Origin of the sequence: Pseudomonas migulae NBRC 103157, assembly GCF_002091715.1 — a bacterium.
Taxonomy (GTDB): domain Bacteria; phylum Pseudomonadota; class Gammaproteobacteria; order Pseudomonadales; family Pseudomonadaceae; genus Aquipseudomonas; species Aquipseudomonas migulae_A.
Genome location: NZ_BDAG01000023.1, coordinates 68,126 through 87,865, shown reverse-complemented (window position 1 = coordinate 87,865; position 19,740 = coordinate 68,126). Strand labels below are relative to the sequence as shown.

Genomic DNA, 19,740 nt, shown 5'->3' with positions numbered 1-19,740 from the left:
AAGCGCCCGAACAACACGCACATCCAGGCAGCCCGCGTCATCGTTGGCCTCCATCGCGGGCAAACCCGCTCCTGCAGGGATTACCGCATGCCTGGAGATCACCTTCTGTCAATTAAATAAAAAGCTAGCTAACTAATGCTTGGACATTCGCTGCCTAGGCAGTAACATCTCGACATACATTCTCTGCCTAGGCAGCTAATTGGTGGTCAGATGAAACATTTCACTCCGGACGAATTCCACACATGCCATCTCGGCCTCTTGCTCGGGCGCGCTGCGCTGCTCAAGGACCGGATCATCGATACGCACATGGAACCCCACGGCATCACCGCCGCGCAGTTCAAAGTGCTGATCATCATGGCTCAGTTCGGTGTTGATACCCCGGCCGAGCTGTGCCGCCACCTGTCGCTCGACAGTGGTTCGATGACCCGCATGCTCGATCGTCTGGAACAGAAAGGTTTTCTCGCCCGCCAGCGTTCTGCGGCGGATCGCCGTCAGGTGCAGCTTGTGTTAACTGAGCAAGGCCAGCAGTTGACCGATCGCCTGCCGGAAATCGGCGCCGACGCCATGAACGAACTGGCCGGCGCGATCACCCCGGAAGAGTTGAAAACCCTGGAGCGGATCCTGAAGAAAATGTTGGTGGCAGCGGGTGACTCGATCACGCTGCTGCGGGTAGGTGACAAATGAGCAGCAAAACCTTGCGTGCCGGCCTGAGCCTGGTGCTGGCGGCCATGACCCTGGCCGGTTGCGTCAGCTACAGCGGCCTGACCACCGAAGGCAAAAGCCTCGATGCGAAAACCCTCAAGGCCGGGCAATCCCTCAGTGGCGTGACCCTGTCGCCCGCGGCCTGGCCGAAAAGCGACTGGTGGAAAAGCCTCGGCGACCCACAGCTCGACGGTCTGATTCGCGAAGCCCTGCACGACAGCCCCGACATGCAGATCGCCGATGCCCGCGCCCATCAGGCCAGTGCGGCTGCGTACGCCGCCGACGCCGCGCGGATGCCGACCCTCGATGCCAGCGCCGGCGTCAGCCGTTCGCGGCTGGCGCGTGATCAAGACCCGCGAGGCGAGGGCGATGCGTACTCCACCGTGCGCAACATCGGTGCCAGTTTCAATTACAACTTCGACCTTTGGGGCGGTCAGCGTGACGCCTGGGAAGCTGCGTTGGGCCAGGCCCGCGCTGCCGAAGTCGATCAGCAAGCGGCGCAACTGACATTGTCCGCCGACGTTGCCCGCGCTTATAGCGATCTGGGGCAGGCGCATATCGTCCATGACCTGGCCCAGGAAGACCTCAAGCGCACCAAACAAATGCTCGACCTGAGCCAGCGTCGCCTGAGCTCCGGTATTGACAGTCAGTACCAGTTCCAGCAAACCGAAAGCCTCGAAGCCACGTCCGAAGCCAGCCTGATCGACGCCGAGAAACGCCTGCAAAGCGCGAAAATCGCCTTGGCGGTGTTGCTCGGCAAAGGTCCGGATCGTGGCAACGACATCGCCCGGCCGAAGATCCTTCAGGCCAGCGCTGTCGCGTTGCCGTCGGTCCTGCCCGCCGAGTTGCTCGGTCGTCGCCCGGATCTGGTTGCCGCACGCTGGCGGGTCGAGGCCGCGAGCAAGAACATCGACGCCAGCAAAACCCGCTTCTATCCCAACCTCAACCTTAGCGCGGCGGCCGGTGCCGAATCGTTGCTGGGCGACGCGATGTTCGGTTCCGCCAGTCGTTTCTTCAACATCGCGCCGACGATCTCGGTGCCGATTTTCGACGGCGGCCGACTGCGCGCCGACCTCGATTCCCGCGACGCCGATTACGACCTCGCGGTGGCGCAGTACAACAAAAGCCTGGTGAGAGCGCTGGGTGATGTCAGCGACACCATCAACCAGTTGCGCGATATCGGCCGGCAAATCGGTGCTCAACAGCACGCCACCGACATTGCCCAGGATTCTTACAACACCGTGGTCCAGCGTTACGGCTCCGGCATCGGCAACTACCTGGACGTGCTCAGCATCGAGCAGCAATTGCTCCAGGCCCAGCGTCAGCTGGCCAACCTGAATGCCGAGCAGATCGATCTGTCGATCCAACTGATGCAAGCGCTGGGCGGCGGTTTTCAGGGCGAAACCCTGACCGCGGCCAACGCATCCCCAGCCACGCAGCACAATTAATTCAAGGTAATGGTCATGGCCACTGCAGAAAACACCCAAACCCCTGGCAACGCGCAAGACACCGGTAACCCGCGCAAACGCAAGGTCATGCTGGTCGTTCTGGCTATCGTGGTGATCCTCGCTGGTGTCGGCGTCTGGGGTTATCACGAATTCTACGGGCGCTGGAACGAGAGCACCGACGACGCTTATGTGAACGGTAACGTGGTGGAAATCACGCCGCTGGTCACCGGCACCGTGGTCAGCATTGGCGCCGACGATGGCGACCTGGTCCATGAAGGCCAGGTGCTGATCAACTTCGACCCGAACGACGCACAGGTCGGCCTGCAAAGTGCCCAGGCCAATCTGGCCCGCACCGTGCGTCAGGTGCGCGGTTTGTACAGCAATGTCGACGGCATGAAAGCCCAGGTCAACGCCCAGCAGGCGGAAGTGCAAAAGGCCCAGGACAACTTCAATCGCCGGAAAAATCTCGCCGCTGGCGGGGCGATTTCCCAGGAGGAACTGTCCCACGCTCGCGATGACCTGACCTCGGCGCAAAACGCCCTCGCCAATGCGAAGCAGCAACTGAAAACCACCAGCGCCCTGGTGGATGACACTGTGGTGTCGTCGCACCCGGACGTGATGGCGGCCGCCGCGCAATTGCGTCAGGCGTACCTGAACAATTCCCGCAGCACCTTGATTGCGCCGGTGACCGGTTACGTCGCCAAGCGCTCTGTGCAACTGGGTCAACGGGTTCAGCCGGGCACCGCGCTGATGGCGGTGATTCCGCTGGATCAGCTGTGGATCGACGCCAACTTCAAGGAAACCCAGCTGCGCGACATGCGTATCGGCCAGCCGGTCGATATCCAGGCCGACCTCTACGGCAGCGACGTGAAGTTCAGCGGCACCATCGACAGCCTCGGCGCCGGCACCGGCAGCGCGTTTGCCCTGCTGCCGGCGCAGAACGCCACCGGTAACTGGATCAAGATCGTGCAGCGCGTACCGGTGCGGATCCACATCAACGCCGAACAACTGGCCAAACACCCGTTGCGCGTTGGTCTGTCCACTCAGGTCGATGTGAACCTGCGCGACCAGAGCGGCCCGGTGCTGGCGCAACAGCCGCCGCAAAAGGCTTCGTTCAGCACCAGCGTCTATGACCGTCAGTTGGCCGAGGCCGACGCGATGATCACGCAATTGATCCACGACAACAGCGCAGCGGTCAGCAAAACCGCCCAACGCTGACACCGACCCTGTGGGAGCGGGCTTGCTCCGGGCGGCGTTCCGACGAAAGCGGTGGTTCAGTCAACAGAGATGTTGAATAGAAAACCGCTTCGTCGGAACGCCGCCCGGAGCAAGCCCGCTCCCACAAGGGTCCAGCTGTGTCTTTAACGGGCGCAGCGCCTATCAGGTCTCAAAGGATTCGCGATGAGCAATAACGCGTCTTTCACGCCGCCCAGCCTGCTGCTCAGCACCATTGGCCTGTCGCTGGCGACCTTCATGCAAGTGCTCGACACCACCATCGCCAACGTGGCGTTGCCGACGATTTCCGGCAACCTCGGCGTGAGTTCGGAGCAGGGCACCTGGGTGATCACTTCGTTTGCGGTGAGCAACGCCATCGCGTTGCCGCTGACCGGTTGGCTGAGCCGACGTTTCGGTGAGGTGAAGCTGTTTCTCTGGGCGACGATTCTGTTCGTGCTCGCTTCGTTTCTGTGCGGTATCTCGACCTCGATGCCGGAGCTGATCGGCTTTCGGGTGCTGCAGGGCCTGGTGGCCGGGCCGTTGTACCCGATGACCCAGACGCTGCTGATCGCGGTCTATCCGCCCGCCAGGCGCGGCATGGCCCTGGCATTGCTGGCAATGGTTACGGTGGTCGCGCCGATTGCCGGGCCGATTCTTGGCGGCTGGATTACCGACAGTTATAGCTGGCCGTGGATCTTCTTTATCAACGTGCCGATCGGCGTTTTCGCGGTGATGGTGGTGCGCCAGCAACTCAAGGCACGGCCGGTGGAAACCAGTTACCAACCGATGGATTACGTCGGTTTGATTACGCTGATCATTGGCGTCGGCGCGTTGCAGGTGATCCTCGACAAGGGTAACGATCTGGATTGGTTCGAATCGAGCTTCATCCTCATCGGCGCCGCCATTTCAGTGATAGCGCTGGCGGTGTTCGTGATCTGGGAAATGACCGATAAACACCCGGTGGTCAATCTGCGGCTGTTCGCTTACCGCAACTTTCGCATCGGCACGATTGTGCTGGTGTTGGGTTACGCCGGGTTCTTCGGGATCAACCTGATCCTGCCGCAATGGCTGCAAACCCAGATGGGCTACACGGCAACGTGGGCCGGACTGGCGGTGGCGCCGATCGGGATTCTGCCGGTACTGATGTCGCCATTTGTCGGCAAGTACGCGCATAAGTTCGACCTGCGGTTATTGGCTGGCCTGGCGTTCCTGGCGATTGGCCTGAGCTGCTTCATGCGTGCCGGGTTCACCAACGAAGTGGACTTCCAGCACATCGCTCTGGTGCAACTGTTCATGGGCATTGGCGTGGCGCTGTTCTTCATGCCGACCTTGAGCATTCTGATGTCGGACCTGCCACCAAGCCAGATCGCCGATGGCGCGGGCCTGGCGACATTCCTGCGGACGTTGGGCGGCAGTTTTGCGGCGTCGTTGACGACCTGGATCTGGATTCGCCGGGCGGATCAGCATCATGCCTACATGAGCGAAAGCATCAGCACTTATGAACCCGCGACCCGCGAGGCGTTGAACAGCCTGGGCGGTGCGAGCAACCCGGCGTATGCGCAGCTCGATCATGTGCTGACCAGTCAGGCGTACATGCTCTCCACCGTGGATTACTTCACGTTGCTGGGGTGGGCGTTCATGGGGTTGATCGTGATTGTGTGGTTGGCGAAGCCGCCGTTTGCAGCGAAGGCGGGGCCTGCGGCCTCCGGCCATTAAGCGCAACACAATTCTGTAGGAGCCGGCTTGCTGGCGATAGCGGTTTTTCAGTCAATGAAGTTGTTGAATGATAAGCCGCTATCGCCAGCAAGCCGGCTCCTACAAAGGTTTTGTGTTCGACAGGGCCGGAAGTTGCGGCGGCGGGGCGAAATCAAATGGCGCCAGCGCAAAGCCGTGCTCATCCACCTGCAGCGCCCAGCCCTGACGATCCCAATCCCCCAACACAATGCGCTTGGCCGCTTGCTCGCCAATCTGCAACTTGTGAATCGCCGGGCGATGGGTGTGTCCATGGATCAACGTCTTCACGCCATTGGCCTGCATGATCCGCGGCACTTCTTCCGGGGTGACATCGACGATGTCGTTGGCTTTCATCCGCGTTTGCGCACGGCTTTCACTGCGCAGCTTGCGTGCGAGTTTTTGCCGGGTGCCAAGGGGCAGGTGGCGCAGGATGAACAGGGTGATCGGGTTGCGCAGGTAGCGACGCAGCTTCATGTAAGCCTCGTCGCGGGTGCAGAGGCTGTCGCCGTGCATCAACAGCACCGGCTCGCCGTAAAACTGCACGACACTCGGGTCCTTCAGCAATGTGCAGCCGGCCTGTTTGCAAAAGGCCTGGCCCAGCATGAAGTCGCGATTGCCATGCATCAGAAAAATGGCCGTGCCGCTGTCGCTGAGGTCGCGCAGGGCCTGGCAGATGGAACGCTGAAAGGGCGTCATGGCATCGTCGCCAATCCACGCCTCGAAAAAGTCGCCCAGGATGTACAACGCACTCGCCGAGCGGGCGCGTCCGGCGAGCAAATCCAGAAACGCCCGGGTGATGTCCGGGCGCTCCTCTTCCAGATGCAAGTCTGAAATCAGCAGTATCACGCTTCGATGATCTCGGCTTTCTCGATGATCACGTCTTCTGCTGGCACGTCCTGGTGGCCGGATTTCATGGTGGTGGAAACACCTTTGATCTTGTCGACAACGTCGGTGCCGGCAACGACTTTACCGAATACTGCGTAGCCCCAGCCCTGAACGGTCTTGGCGCTGTGGTTCAGGAAGCTGTTGTCAGCGACGTTGATGAAGAACTGGGCGGAAGCCGAATGCGGCTCCATGGTGCGGGCCATGGCGACGGTGTATTTTTCGTTCGGCAGGCCGTTGTCGGCTTCGTTCTGGATGCTTGGGCGCTTGTCTTTCTTTTCTTTCATGCCTGGCTCGAAACCGCCGCCCTGGATCATGAAGTTACCGATGACGCGGTGGAAAACGGTGTTTTCGTAGTGACCGGCTTTAACGTACTCGATGAAGTTGGCAACGGTCAGCGGTGCCTTTTCAGCGTTCAGTTCCAGGACGATGTCGCCATGGTTGGTGGTCAGTTTGACTTGGGTCATGATCGGTACTCTTTCAGGGAATTCTTGGGTTTCAGGGCCGTTGAGCCCTCAACCGGTCCGGCCGATGTCGGCCAAGGTGCGCAGTTTAGCGTGCCGGGCGCGAATTTCGAGGCTGTTTTTCATTTGCATCCGATTAAATGCAGCCGTTTTCGGGCCTGCTCTGTCAGCGACTTGACGGCATCGGCTATGATAAGCCCCTTTGATTTAACCGCCGCTTTGATTTGGCCAACTGGCCGCGCACTTGTACGTTCAAGGATCCTATGAGCAAGCCCACTGTCGACCCTACCTCGAATTCCAAGACCGGCCCTGCCGTGCCGGTCAATTTCCTGCGCCCGATCATCCAGGCGGACCTGGACTCGGGTAAGCACACGCAGATCGTCACCCGTTTCCCGCCTGAGCCCAACGGTTACCTGCACATCGGTCACGCCAAGTCGATCTGTGTGAACTTCGGCCTAGCCCAGGAGTTTGGCGGCGTCACCCACCTGCGTTTCGACGACACGAACCCGGCCAAGGAAGACCAGGAATACATCGACGCGATCGAAAGCGACGTCAAATGGCTGGGCTTCGAATGGTCCGGCGAAGTGCGCTACGCCTCGCAGTATTTCGACCAGCTGCACGACTGGGCCGTCGAGCTGATCAAGGCCGGCAAGGCCTACGTCGATGACTTGAGCCCGGAACAGGCCAAGGAATACCGTGGCAGCCTGACCGAGCCGGGCAAGAACAGCCCGTTCCGTGATCGCTCCGTGGAAGAAAACCTCGACTGGTTCGCCCGCATGCGTGCCGGTGAATTCCCTGACGGCGCACGCGTGCTGCGGGCCAAGATCGACATGGCCTCGCCGAACATGAACCTGCGCGACCCGATCATGTACCGCATCCGTCACGCGCATCACCACCAGACCGGCGACAAGTGGTGCATTTATCCGAACTACGACTTCACCCACGGTCAGTCGGACGCTATCGAAGGCATCACCCACTCGATCTGCACCCTGGAGTTCGAAAGCCACCGTCCGCTGTACGAATGGTTCCTCGAGAACCTGCCCGTCCCGGCGAAACCGCGTCAGTACGAGTTCAGCCGCCTGAACCTGAACTACACCATCACCAGCAAGCGCAAGCTCAAGCAACTGGTTGATGAAAAGCACGTTCACGGTTGGGACGATCCGCGCATGTCCACGCTGTCCGGCTTCCGCCGCCGTGGCTACACGCCGGCGTCGATCCGCAATTTCTGCGACATGGTCGGCACCAACCGTTCCGACGGCGTGGTCGACTTCGGCATGCTTGAGTTCAGCATCCGTCAGGATCTGGACCAGAACGCTCCGCGCGCCATGTGCGTGCTGCGTCCGCTGAAGGTCGTGATTACCAACTATCCGGAAGACAAGGTCGATCACCTCGAGCTGCCGCGTCATCCGCAAAAAGAAGAACTGGGCGTGCGCAAGCTTCCGTTCTCCCGTGAAATCTACATCGACCGCGATGACTTCATGGAAGAGCCGCCAAAAGGCTACAAGCGCCTGGAGCCGAACGGCGAAGTGCGCCTGCGCGGCAGCTACGTGATCCGTGCCGACGAAGCGATCAAGGACGCCGATGGCAACATCGTCGAACTGCGTTGCTCCTACGACCCGGAAACCCTCGGCAAGAACCCTGAAGGCCGCAAGGTCAAAGGCGTGATTCACTGGGTGCCGGCCGCGGCCAGCATTGAATGCGAAGTGCGTCTGTACGATCGCCTGTTCCGCTCACCGAACCCTGAGAAGGCCGAAGACAGCGCCAGTTTCCTGGACAACATCAACCCTGACTCGCTGCAAGTGCTGACCGGTTGTCGTGCTGAGCCTTCGCTTGGCGATGCACAGCCGGAAGACCGTTTCCAGTTCGAGCGCGAAGGTTACTTCTGCGCGGATATCAAGGACTCGAAACCCGGTCGTCCGGTGTTCAACCGTACCGTGACCTTGCGTGATTCGTGGGGCCAGTGATTCAAGGAACCTCTAACGTGCTTTCGATCTACAACACGCTCACCAAGAGCAAAGAAGTCTTCAAGCCGCTGGATGGCAACAATGTGCGCATGTACGTCTGCGGGATGACCGTGTACGACTATTGCCACATTGGCCATGGCCGCAGCATGGTTGCGTTCGACCTGGTGACCCGCTGGTTGCGGTTCAGCGGTTATAACCTGACGTATGTGCGCAACATCACCGACATTGAAGACAAGATCATCAATCGGGCCAAGGAGAACGGCGAGCCGTTCGACGTGCTGACCGAGCGCATGATCACCGCAATGCACGAGGACGAGGCGCGCCTCAATATCCTCAAGCCTGACATGGAACCGCGGGCCACCGATCATATCGCTGGCATGCAGACCATGATCCAGACCCTGATCGACAAGGGTTATGCCTACGCTCCGGGCAATGGCGACGTGTACTACCGCGTCGCCAAGTTCATGGGCTACGGCAAGCTGTCGCGCAAGAAGATCGAAGACCTGCGCATCGGCGCGCGGATCGAAGTCGACGAGTCCAAGCAGGACCCGCTCGACTTCGTGCTGTGGAAAGGCGCCAAGCCGGGTGAACCGAGCTGGCCGTCGCCGTGGGGCGACGGGCGTCCGGGCTGGCACATCGAATGCTCGGTGATGTCGACCTGCTGCCTCGGCGAGACCTTCGACATTCATGGCGGCGGCAGCGATCTGGAGTTCCCGCACCACGAAAACGAAATCGCCCAGAGCGAAGCGGCCACCGGCAAGACATACGCCAACGCGTGGATGCATTGCGGCATGATTCGCATCAATGGCGAGAAGATGTCCAAGTCCTTGAACAACTTCTTCACCATTCGCGACGTGCTGGAAAAGTATCACCCGGAAGTCGTGCGTTACCTGCTGGTGTCGAGCCACTACCGCAGCGCGATCAACTATTCGGAAGACAACCTCAAGGACGCCAAAGGCGCACTCGAGCGTTTCTACCATGCGTTGAAAGGCCTGCCGAGCGTGGCGCCGGCTGGCGGCGAAGCCTTTGTCGAGCGCTTCACCCAGGTGATGAACGACGACTTCGGCACGCCGGAGGCCTGTGCGGTGCTGTTCGAGATGGTTCGCGAGATCAACCGTCTGCGCGAGAGCGATCTTGATGCGGCGGCGGGTCTGGCGGCGCGCTTGAAGGAACTGGCCAGCGTGCTGGGCGTGTTGCAGCTCGAGGCGGATGACTTCCTGCAGGCCGGCGCTGAAGGGCGGGTCGATGCGGCTGAGGTTGATGCGCTGATTGCGGCGCGTCTGGCGGCTCGTGCGGCTAAAGACTGGGCCGAATCCGACCGTATCCGCGACCAGCTCACCGCCATGGGCGTGGTGCTGGAAGACGGCAAGGGCGGAACGACCTGGCGTCTGGCTGACTGATTGCTGTGATTGCTGCAAAACAAAACCCGCCTTGTGCGGGTTTTTGTTTTTTTGGGAGGGGCGTCTGGCAGGGGATAATGTTGCGGGTAAAAGTTCTGATGAAGTCCGAGCACGATGGTCCAGATAATGATGCATGTCTCATAACATAAGGATATTTTTTTTGAGCCTCTTCGGTAGATTCCTGATTTTAGGGTGGCGAGAAAATTGTTTTTGTTGGTGTTGAATGAAACGGGTTACGTTATTTTAAGATGTTATCGAGAGTTAGGCTTTGATTGGTATTTCAATAGGTGTAAGTGTTTTTTGTTTTTAGAGTTTTATTTGCTGTTGTCGTTGTGTTAAAAAATTCAAGCAACTAATCATTCGAGATGCTCAGACTGTTTAGAGAATAATAATTATCCTTGGTCTTGGAGATTTCAGTGTTTTTGAAGTGTTGTTGGCGTAAGTCATTCGGTATAAAAAATACGATAAACCTTGATGGGGGATAAGAGTGCGTGGTCGTGTTTTATATAAGTCTGTCGAGTGTATAAAAGTGTGCGGGGCTGAGTCTCTAAAGTTGTTGGTGTTTGTATTTTTAATTAATATAGGCTCTCTGTCATTATTGTCGGAACTTTCTGACGGATGAGTAGGATTTTGCCTTATTCGCTGTTTTTCCAATGGGGAGGTCGTAACGATGTATGAGAGGTGTGGTTCAATGGGTAATATTACATAGAATCTGCACTTGTCCGAACTTAGGTGCAATCAATCGATAAAAATGGAGTTTTCGTTTCCAGGAGGTAAAGGTGAAGATTACGTCTAAATATCCGGATCATCTGTGCATTAACCATTTATTCGAGGCGCAAGTTGCGCGCAACCCTGAGGCAACGGCACTGGTCTTTGAGGGGGAAACGCTCAGCTATGGCGAACTCAACGCCAGGGCTAACCAGCTGGCCCATCGGTTGATTGCCTTGGGTGTTGGACCTGACCAGCTTGTGGCGATCTGTGTCGAGCGCTCCCCAGCGATGGTTATTGGCCTGATGGCGATCCTGAAGGCGGGCGGTGCTTATGTGCCGCTCGATCCGGAATATTCGGGGGGACGGCTGGCGTTCATTCTTGCCAATACGGCTCCGGTCCTGGTGCTGGCTGACGCGGCCGGGCGCCAAGCGCTCGGGGCTGCTTTGCAGGCTCATACCGTCCTTGATCCCCGTGATGTCTACGCTGAAGCGGACGCCAATCCTGAAGTCACCGGCCTTACCCCCGATAACCTCGCCTATATCATCTACACCTCGGGCTCAACCGGACAACCCAAAGGGGTGATGGTCGAGCATGCTCAGGTGGTGCGTCTGTTCGACACGACACATCCATCCTTTGGTTTTGAGGCCCGTGACGTTTGGTGCCTGTTCCACTCTTTTGCCTTCGACTTCTCGGTCTGGGAATTGTGGGGCGCCCTTCGTTATGGCGGCACGCTGGTGCTGGTCCCGCAGGCTATTACCCGTTCTCCGCAAGCGTTCTACCAGCTGATTTGTGAGCAGGGCGTCACTGTCCTGAACCAGACCCCGAGCGCCTTCACAGCCTTGATGGAATACGTACAACCGTCATCGGACCATCTGCGCTACGTCATCTTTGGCGGCGAAGCGCTGCAGCCGTCGACCCTGCGCGACTGGTATGGGGTGCGTGAAGAATCTGTCCCACAACTGGTCAACATGTACGGGATCACCGAAACCACGGTCCACGTCACTTATTACCCGCTGACTTCATCGGATGCGCAACAAGCCGACAGCGTGATCGGTCAATGTCTGCCGGATTTGAATCTCTATCTACTCGACGCGCATGGCCAGCCTGTTCCGATGGGGGAAGTGGGTGAAATTTACGTCGGCGGCGCCGGTGTGGCGCGCGGCTATCTGAACCGTCCCCAGCTGACGGCAGAGCGTTTCCTGCACGACCCCTTTGCGGGGAAAGCTGACGCGCGGATGTACAGGTCGGGGGACCTGGCCCGTTATCTTCCAAACGGCAATCTGGTGTTTCTGGGTCGCAATGACGACCAAGTGAAGATCCGTGGTTTCCGGATCGAGCTGGGTGAGATTGCGGCCAAATTGGCCGAGCACCCCTCCATCCGCGAGGCGGTGGTCGTGGCGCAAGGCGAGGAGACCGACAAGCGCCTGGTTGCTTATGTTTTGACGCAGTCCGAGGTTCATGACGCATCGGTAGATTCTGAAACTGGCTTGGCGCTGGCGGGAGCGCTGCGTGACTATCTGAGTGGCCGTTTACCCGACTACATGGTGCCGTCTGCCTTTGTGCGGATGGAAAGCTTCCCCCTGACGGCCAATGGCAAGCTTGATCGCAAGGCGTTGCCGGTTCCGCAGGAGGGTGCTTTTGCCCGTGAGGCCTACGAAGCGCCGCTGGGCGAGGCAGAGGTCCTCCTTGCCGAGATCTGGTCGGAGCTGCTTGGCGTTGAACAGGTCGGTCGCCATGACAGCTTCTTCGCCCTCGGCGGCCATTCGCTCATGGCCGTGCGGCTGGTCAGTCGCATAGGAGCCTTTGGGGCTGAATTGCCGCTCGCAACCTTGTTCGCCTCTCCAACGCTCCAGGCTGTGGCGTTGGCGATTGAAGCCCAGCGCGACGGCGGCGCTGTGGCGCGTGCATCGATCCGGACCCTCTCTCGCGATGAGTCCTTGCCGTTGTCTTTCGCTCAGCAGCGACTGTGGTTTCTGGCGCAACTCGACAGTGGGTTCAGCGACGCCTATCACATCCCCTTGGCCCTGAGATTGCGCGGCCAGTTGAACGTGACGGTCTTGCAGCAGGCCCTTGATGCACTGTGGTCGCGCCATGAGGCATTGCGCTCGGTCTTTGTCACCCAAGAGGGCGAGGTCGAAGTGCGTCTGCTGGCCAGCGACCAGGGTTTGACATTGCGCGAGATTGATCTCCCTGGATCGGACGCAGAAGCCGAGCTTGCAAGGCTTTGTACCGACGAAGCCCGAGCGCCCTTTGATCTCGCTACAGGCCCGCTGATTCGGGCTTGCCTGTTCCGGGTGCCGGTCGCCTCATCTGCAGATGAGCATGTATTGCTGCTCACACAACACCACATCGTCTCGGATGGCTGGTCGCTCGGCATACTTTTGCCTGAGCTGAGTGCGCTGTACACGGCTTTCAGCAACCATCAGGCCAGTCCATTGCCGCCGCTGGCAATCCAGTATCCGGACTATGCCGCCTGGCAGCGGCAATGGCTGTCGGGGGAGCGTTTGAATGAGCAGGCGGCTTACTGGGAGCAGGCGCTGGCCGATGCACCGACGCTGCTCGACCTGCCAACAGACCGGCGGCGGCCTGAGCAGCAGTCCCTTGTGGGCGCCTCTGTGCCAATCGAACTCGGTGCCGAGCTGACAACGGCCCTCAGGCGTTTCAGCCAGCAGCAAGGTGTGACGCTGTTCATGACGGTGTTGTCAGCCTGGGCAACAGTGCTGTCACGCCTGTCGGGACAGGAAGACATTGTGATCGGCGCGCCAAGTGCCAACCGGGGCCATTGCGACATTGAGCCGCTGATCGGCTTCTTCGTCAACACACTGGCGTTGCGGATTGACCTTGGCGATAACCCGAGCGTTACCGAACTCATTGCTCAAGTACGCGAGCGGGCACTCAAGGCCCAGGATCATCAGGATCTACCGTTCGAGCAGGTGGTGGAGATAACGCAGCCGCCAAGACGGTTGAGCCATACGCCACTGTTTCAAGTGGTATTTGCCTGGCAAAACTACGATGCAGGCCAATGGGCCTTGCCCGGCCTTGAAGCCAGTCCGGTGGGGTCTTCCTATGAGGTCGCCCGGTTCGATCTGGAGCTGAACCTGGCCGAGGCGGGCGATCGAATCGTGGGTGCGCTTGGCTATGCGACGGCGTTGTTTGACGCAGCCACGATCGAGCGCCACGTGGGCTATCTGAAGACTGTCCTTGCCGAGATGACCCGGGATGCCAGCCAGACTGTCGCCAAAATAGACCTGCTTGATGCGTCTGAGCGCACCTTAATGCTCAAGACATGGAACTCGATGGATGAATCCTGCCCGGCTCATCTGTGTATGCATCAGCTTTTCGAGGAGCAGGTTGCGCGCAATCCTGAGGCAACGGCTCTGGTCTTTGAGGGCGAGTCGCTCAGCTATGGCGAACTCAACGCCAGGGCCAATCGGCTGGCGCATCGGCTGATTGCTTTGGGCGTCAAGCCTGACCAGCGCGTGGCGATCTGTGTCGAGCGTTCTGCGGTAATGGTTGTTGGCTTGATGGCGATCCTGAAGGCGGGCGGCGCCTATGTGCCGCTTGATCCGGAGTACTCGGGGGAGCGACTGGCGTTCATTCTTGGCGATACGGCTCCGGTTTTGGTGCTGGCTGATGCGGCCGGGCGCCAAGCGCTCGGGGACGCTTTGCAGGCTCGTACCGTAATCGACCCCAATGAGGCCCACGCTGAAGCGTTGATCGGGGCGGACGCTAACCCTGAAGTTCCAGGCCTTACCCCCAATAACCTCGCTTATATCATCTACACCTCGGGCTCAACCGGACAGCCCAAAGGGGTCATGATCGAGCATGCTCAGGTGGTGCGTCTGTTCGACACGACACATGCCGACTTTGGTTTTGCGGCCAGTGACGTCTGGTGCCTGTTCCACTCTTTTGCCTTCGACTTCTCGGTCTGGGAAGTTTGGGGGGCCCTTCGTTATGGCGGCACGCTGGTGTTGGTCCCGCAGGCTATTACCCGTTCTCCGCAAGCGTTCTATCAGTTGATTTGTGAGCAGGGCGTCACCGTCCTGAACCAGACCCCAAGCGCCTTTACCGCCTTGATGGCGTATACACAACCGTCATCGGACCGCCTGCGCTATGTCATTTTTGGCGGCGAAGCGCTGCAACCGTCGACCCTGCGCGACTGGTATGGCGTGCGTGGCGAATCCGCCCCACAACTGGTGAACATGTACGGGATCACGGAAACCACGGTCCACGTCTCCTATTACCCCCTGACTTCATCCGATGCGCGACAAGACGACAGCGTGATCGGTCGGCGTCTGCCGGATTTGAATCTCTATCTTCTCGACGCGTTTGGCCAGCCTGTTCCGACGGGGGCCGTGGGTGAGATGTACGTCGGCGGCGCCGGTGTTGCGCGTGGCTACCTGAACCGGCCCGAGCTGACGGCCGAGCGATTCCTGCGCGATCCCTTCGCTGGTAAACCTGAAGCGCGGATGTATAAAACGGGGGACCTGGCCCGTTACCTGCCGAACGGCAATCTGGCGTTCCTTGGCCGCAATGACGACCAGGTGAAGATCCGCGGCTTCCGGATTGAACTGGGTGAAATTGCGGCCCGATTGGCCGAGTATCCCTCCATCCGCGAGGCGGTGGTGGTGGCGCAAGGCGATAAGACCGACAAGCGTCTGGTGGCTTACGTGGTGGCGCAGTCCGAGGTTCAGGACACGTCGATCGACTCAGAGTCTGGCCTGGCACTTGCGGGAGCGCTGCGTGATTACCTGAGCAGCCGTTTACCCGACTACATGATGCCGTCTGCCTTTGTGCAGATGGAAAGCTTGCCGCTGACGGCTAATGGCAAGCTTGATCGGCGGGCGTTGCCGGTTCCAGAGGGCGATGCCTTTGCCCATGCGGCCTACGAGGCGCCGTTGGGCGAAATCGAGGTCACCCTTGCCGGGATCTGGTCAGCGCTGCTTGGCGTTGAACAAGTCGGTCGTCATGACAACTTCTTCGCCTTGGGCGGCCACTCACTCTTGGCTGTGCGGCTGATCGAGCGGTTGCGCCGCCAGGGCTTGAGCCTTGCTGTGCGTGATCTGTTTCAGACGCCCGTGTTGTCGGTGCTAGCCAGTACGCTTGGCCAACACCGTGATGTGGTGGTGTCACCCAATCTGATCAAGTTCGAGACGTGCAGAATCACGCCCGACCTGCTGCCGTTGATCGATCTCAGCCAATCGGATATCGACCTGATCGTTTCACAGGTACCTGGGGGGGCAGCCAACATCCAAGATATCTATGCGCTCTCACCCATGCAGGACGGCATCCTGTTCCACCACATGCTGGCAAAGGAAGGTGACCCCTATTTGCTGGTGACACAGATGGCCTTCGCTGATCGTGGAACATTGGAACGCTATCTCGGCGCCGTTCAACGGGTTGTAGACCGCCATGACATTTTGCGTACCGCTTTTGTTTGGGAAGGGTTATCTCGCGCCGCGCAAGTTATCTGGCGACAGGCTCCACTCTCCGTCACTGATGTTGTTCTCGATCCGGCGGATGGCCCCATTACCGACCAGCTTTCCCGGCGCTTTGATTCATGTCGGCACCGAATTGACCTGACCCAGGCGCCGGTGCTGCGCTTTATCGTGGCCCGTGATCCTGTCGCAGGCCGCTTTATTCTGATGCAGCTGCAGCATCACTTGATTGACGATGCTTCTTCATTGCAGTTTTTTTATAACGAAGTGCAGGCTTTCCTCGCCGGGCGCGGTGAGAAACTGCCGTCGCCTCAACCGTTCCGCAACCTGATCGGTCAGGTGCGGTTGGGTAAGAGCGTGGCGGAACATGAACGTTTCTTCAGATCGATGCTGGCTGACATAGAAGAGCCGACGCTGCCCTTTGGATTGGCGGAAGTGCATCTGGACGGCGCGCAGGTGGGCCAGACCCACCGCATGGTTTCGGCCGAACTCAATGATCGGCTGCGGGGGCAGGCGAAGCGATTGAATGTGAGTCTCGCCAGTCTGTGCCACGTTGCCTTTGCCCAGGTACTGGCGCGCACCAGCGGCCAGGAAAAGGTTGTGTTCGGTACGGTGCTGTTTGGGCGCATGCAAGCGGGCCATGGGTCAGATCGAGCCATGGGCATGTTCATCAACACGCTGCCGATACGATTCGACTCAGGCGGCATTGATACCGCTGAAAGTGTCCGGCAGGCTCATGCCCGACTGGCCGAGTTGCTCGCCCACGAGCATGCCTCGCTGGCGCTGGCACAAAGGTGCAGTGGCGTCGCTACAGGTACGCCGCTGTTCAGCGCATTGCTCAACTATCGGCACAATGACCTGGCGGGTGCGGACAACATTGTCCAGACCATGGGGCAAATGCAGGGCGTCGAGTTCTTGAGTGAACAAGAGCGGACCAATTATCCGTTCACATTGTCTGTGGAAGATTTCAGTCACTCACTGGGTTTGACGACCCAAGTGGTCACGCCGTTCGATTCCGATCGTGTGTGTGGCTACATGGAGCAGGCGTTGGACAGTCTGGCGCAGACCCTGGAGCGCTCGCCGCACCGCCCGGTTCGACAGCTGAACATTCTGCCTGCGTCTGAACGTACCTTGCTGCTCAAGACGTGGAACGCGACGGATGCATCCTGCCCGGATCATCTGTGTATTCATCATTTGTTTGAAGAGCAGGTAGCGCGCAGTCCAGAGGCAACGGCGCTGATCTTTGAGGGCGAGGCGCTCAGTTACGGTGAGCTCAATGCCAGAGCAAATCGACTGGCACATCGGCTGATCGAGCAGGGCGTCGGGCCAGACCAGCGGGTGGCGATCTGTGTCGAGCGCTCAGCGGCCATGGTTGTTGGTCTTATGGCGATCCTGAAGGCGGGCGGCGCCTATGTGCCGCTTGATCCGGCCTATCCGGGAGATCGATTGGCTTACATTCTTGCCGATACTGCGCCGGTCCTGGTGCTGGCGGATGCGGCCGGGAGGCAGGTGCTGGGTGAGGTGTTGCAGTCCCACACCGTGCTAGATCCCAATGAAATCCTGACGAAGGCTGATGCCAATTTCCAGGTCCCCGGCCTGACACCGCGCAACCTCGCTTATCTGATCTATACCTCGGGTTCAACCGGACAGCCCAAGGGCGTCATGATCGAACACCGTGGATTAATCGCATCGACACTGGCAAGAACCACGGTCTATAAGCCGAGTTCCGACGCTGTATTTTTACTGCTGTCATCGATGGCGTTTGACAGTTCCGTGGCAGGCATTTTCGGAACGTTAACAACCGGTGGTGCTTTGTGTTTACCAGGTGGAAAAGCCGTCGTCGATCCACACATCATCAGTCGCCATTTGATTGAAAACAAAGTCACGTCGGTGCTGCTGGTGCCGTCTCTGGCAAGACTGGTTCTGCCGCAAGTTGCCCAACTCGGATATGGACAACTGCTTCAGGTGATCGTGGCGGGCGAATTGTGTCCTGCGAAGCTGATCCAGGAAGTGACTTCAGCCTTTACATCCGTGGAATTGTTCAATGAATATGGTCCGACGGAGGCGACAGTCTGGGCGGCGGTCTATCGCTGTTCATCCGATGACGTTGATCCGGTTCCGATAGGTCGTCCGGTTTCAAACACCCGCATTTACCTTCTGGACGCGCATGGCGAGCCTGTTCCGCTGGGTGCGGTGGGTGAGATGTACATCGGGGGCATGGGTGTTGCGCGTGGATATCTGAACCTCGCCGAACTGACGGCTGAGCGTTTCTTGCTCGATACATTTGCCGGCGGGCCTGATGCGCGTATGTATAAGACGGGGGACCTGGCCCGTTATCTGCCGGACGGGAACCTGGTGTTCCTGGGGCGCAATGACGACCAGGTCAAGATCCACGGCTTGCGGATTGAACCAGGTGAAATTGCAGCCAGATTGACCGAGCATCCCTCCATCCGCGAGGCGGTTGTTGAGGCGCAAGGCGTTGACCCGGACAAGCGACTGGTCGCTTATGTAGTGGCTCAGTCAGAGGTATTGGGAAATGCCGACTCGGAGGCGGGTTTACCGCTTGCAGGACGACTGCGTGATTATCTGAGTGAGCGTCTACCTGACTACTTGGTGCCGTCTGCCTTTGTGCTGATTGAACGCTTACCGCTAACCCCGAATGGCAAGCTTGATCGGCGGGCGTTACCTGTTCCCGAGGGTGAGGCCTTTGCTCATGCGGCGTATGAGGCACCGCACGGTGAGACCGAGACGATCCTGGCAGCGCTTTGGTCAGGGTTGCTTGGTGTTGAGCAGATCGGTCGCCATGACAACTTCTTCGCCCTCGGCGGCCATTCGCTCATGGCCGTCCAGCTGATGCAGAAAGTCAGGAGTTATGGTTTGGAGTGTTCGTTGAGCGACATTTTTGAACACCCGCGATTGGCTAACCTTGCCGCTCGGATCGCACAGTCCCCTGTGTTCAACCCGCAGATCGGGGCGATCACGGTGCGTGCTGGCGGGACCGAGCCCCCGGTCTTTTTCGTGCCCTCGGGATTAGCCGATTATTCGTATGCTATTTCGCTGGCCCAACAAATTCGCGTTAGCTGCCCGATTCATGTATTGCCATGGTCGGCGATTGGCGACTCTCTGGCTCATTCAATGGAGGATATGGCCGAAAGAATGATACCGCTCATCCAGGCGATCCAGCCTGAAGGGCCTTATCGCATTGCGGGGTATTCCTCTGGAGGGATTCTCGCTTATGCCATCGCCCATGCGCTTATGTGCAAAGAGGCCAGCGTTGGATTTTTAGGCTTTATTGATGTTCCCGCGCCGCATAAGTTGCTTTATAAAAACCAGGGTATTAAGCAGTATTTTATTGAGCATGTTAAGACGGTGGCTTCCGAGGCGGAGCGTCATAAATTCGATGTGTTAAATGAGGGTGATGAGTTTGCTGAGCTGATTAAAAAAGCACAGGATTTGGGAGGCTATGATTTAAATGCAGACCTCTCGCTGGAAATAGTCAAATGGCAAGCCATTTATCATTTCTCACACATCGCCGGCGCCTATAAACCATCTCCATTGCCGATCAATCTCTATCATTTCTACGCGGCTGATCGTGAGCGTACCCCTCTGCCGCAGGTTGATAGGGTAGGCGGGTGGAGAGAACTCTTGCCTGATCTAGCGATTAGTTCTGTTTCAATTCCAGGCGGGCATGGGTCGATGATGGAGGACGTCAGTAATCGCATACACTTGGCTGAAGCAATCAATCGAGCGCTTTTGTAAGAGGTGATTGAGCATTTCGCTCA

Annotated in this window: 8 protein-coding genes and 1 pseudogene; 7 read left to right on the top strand and 2 right to left on the bottom strand. The window is 58.7% G+C overall.

The window, feature by feature from the left end:
• Nucleotides 1-210: 210 nt before the first annotated feature.
• From PMI01S_RS18005 to PMI01S_RS17990, 4 genes are all read left to right on the top strand, one after another.
• A complete protein-coding gene (locus tag PMI01S_RS18005; RefSeq protein ID WP_084321362.1) occupies nt 211-684 on the top strand; it encodes a MarR family winged helix-turn-helix transcriptional regulator in 474 nt (157 codons plus the stop codon).
• Entirely contained in the window at nt 681-2,150 is a 1,470-nt protein-coding gene (locus PMI01S_RS18000; RefSeq protein WP_084321360.1) for an efflux transporter outer membrane subunit, read from the top strand. The genes PMI01S_RS18005 and PMI01S_RS18000 overlap by 4 nt, the downstream gene beginning before the upstream one ends.
• Before the next feature lie 15 nt (nt 2,151-2,165).
• The gene (locus PMI01S_RS17995) at nt 2,166-3,368 is read left to right on the top strand and encodes an HlyD family secretion protein (protein ID WP_084321358.1); all 1,203 of its coding nucleotides are present in this window, start codon (nt 2,166-2,168) and stop codon (nt 3,366-3,368) included.
• 183 nt (nt 3,369-3,551) lie between these two features.
• On the top strand, nt 3,552-5,081 hold the full coding sequence (locus PMI01S_RS17990; protein ID WP_084321356.1) for a DHA2 family efflux MFS transporter permease subunit: 1,530 nt from the start codon (nt 3,552-3,554) through the stop codon (nt 5,079-5,081).
• A gap of 99 nt (nt 5,082-5,180) precedes the next feature.
• On the opposite strand, the gene lpxH is transcribed toward PMI01S_RS17990, so the two are convergent.
• Nucleotides 5,181-5,945, bottom strand: coding sequence for a UDP-2,3-diacylglucosamine diphosphatase (lpxH, locus tag PMI01S_RS17985; RefSeq protein WP_084321354.1), 765 nt, complete (start codon nt 5,943-5,945; stop codon nt 5,181-5,183).
• The gene (locus tag PMI01S_RS17980; RefSeq protein ID WP_084321352.1) at nt 5,942-6,448 is read right to left on the bottom strand and encodes a peptidylprolyl isomerase; all 507 of its coding nucleotides are present in this window, start codon (nt 6,446-6,448) and stop codon (nt 5,942-5,944) included. The genes lpxH and PMI01S_RS17980 overlap by 4 nt, the downstream gene beginning before the upstream one ends.
• A 260-nt stretch (nt 6,449-6,708) precedes the next feature.
• On the opposite strand from PMI01S_RS17980, the gene PMI01S_RS17975 reads away from it, so the two are divergent.
• The 3 genes and pseudogenes from PMI01S_RS17975 to PMI01S_RS17965 form a co-directional block, all read left to right on the top strand.
• Nucleotides 6,709-8,409 carry a glutamine--tRNA ligase/YqeY domain fusion protein gene (locus PMI01S_RS17975; RefSeq protein WP_084321350.1) on the top strand — a complete coding sequence of 567 codons (1,701 nt, stop codon included), beginning with the start codon at nt 6,709-6,711 and terminating at the stop codon, nt 8,407-8,409.
• 17 nt (nt 8,410-8,426) lie between these two features.
• Complete coding sequence (cysS, locus tag PMI01S_RS17970; RefSeq protein WP_084321348.1) at nt 8,427-9,809, top strand: cysteine--tRNA ligase; 1,383 nt, start codon at nt 8,427-8,429, stop codon at nt 9,807-9,809.
• 815 nt (nt 9,810-10,624) lie between these two features.
• Nucleotides 10,625-19,717, top strand: a pseudogene (locus PMI01S_RS17965) (non-ribosomal peptide synthetase); the annotation flags it as partial.
• Nucleotides 19,718-19,740: the final 23 nt, after the last annotated feature.

Bases quoted from the DNA above. Each gene is read 5' to 3' on its own strand.
- PMI01S_RS17990 (WP_084321356.1), top strand. From the start codon at position 3,552: ATGAGCAATAACGCGTCTTTCACGCCGCCCAGCCTGCTGCTCAGCACC.
- PMI01S_RS17995 (WP_084321358.1), top strand. From the start codon at position 2,166: ATGGCCACTGCAGAAAACACCCAAACCCCTGGCAACGCGCAAGACACC.
- PMI01S_RS17975 (WP_084321350.1), top strand. From the start codon at position 6,709: ATGAGCAAGCCCACTGTCGACCCTACCTCGAATTCCAAGACCGGCCCT.
- PMI01S_RS18005 (WP_084321362.1), top strand. From the start codon at position 211: ATGAAACATTTCACTCCGGACGAATTCCACACATGCCATCTCGGCCTC.
- PMI01S_RS18000 (WP_084321360.1), top strand. From the start codon at position 681: ATGAGCAGCAAAACCTTGCGTGCCGGCCTGAGCCTGGTGCTGGCGGCC.
- PMI01S_RS17980 (WP_084321352.1), bottom strand. From the start codon at position 6,448: ATGACCCAAGTCAAACTGACCACCAACCATGGCGACATCGTCCTGGAA.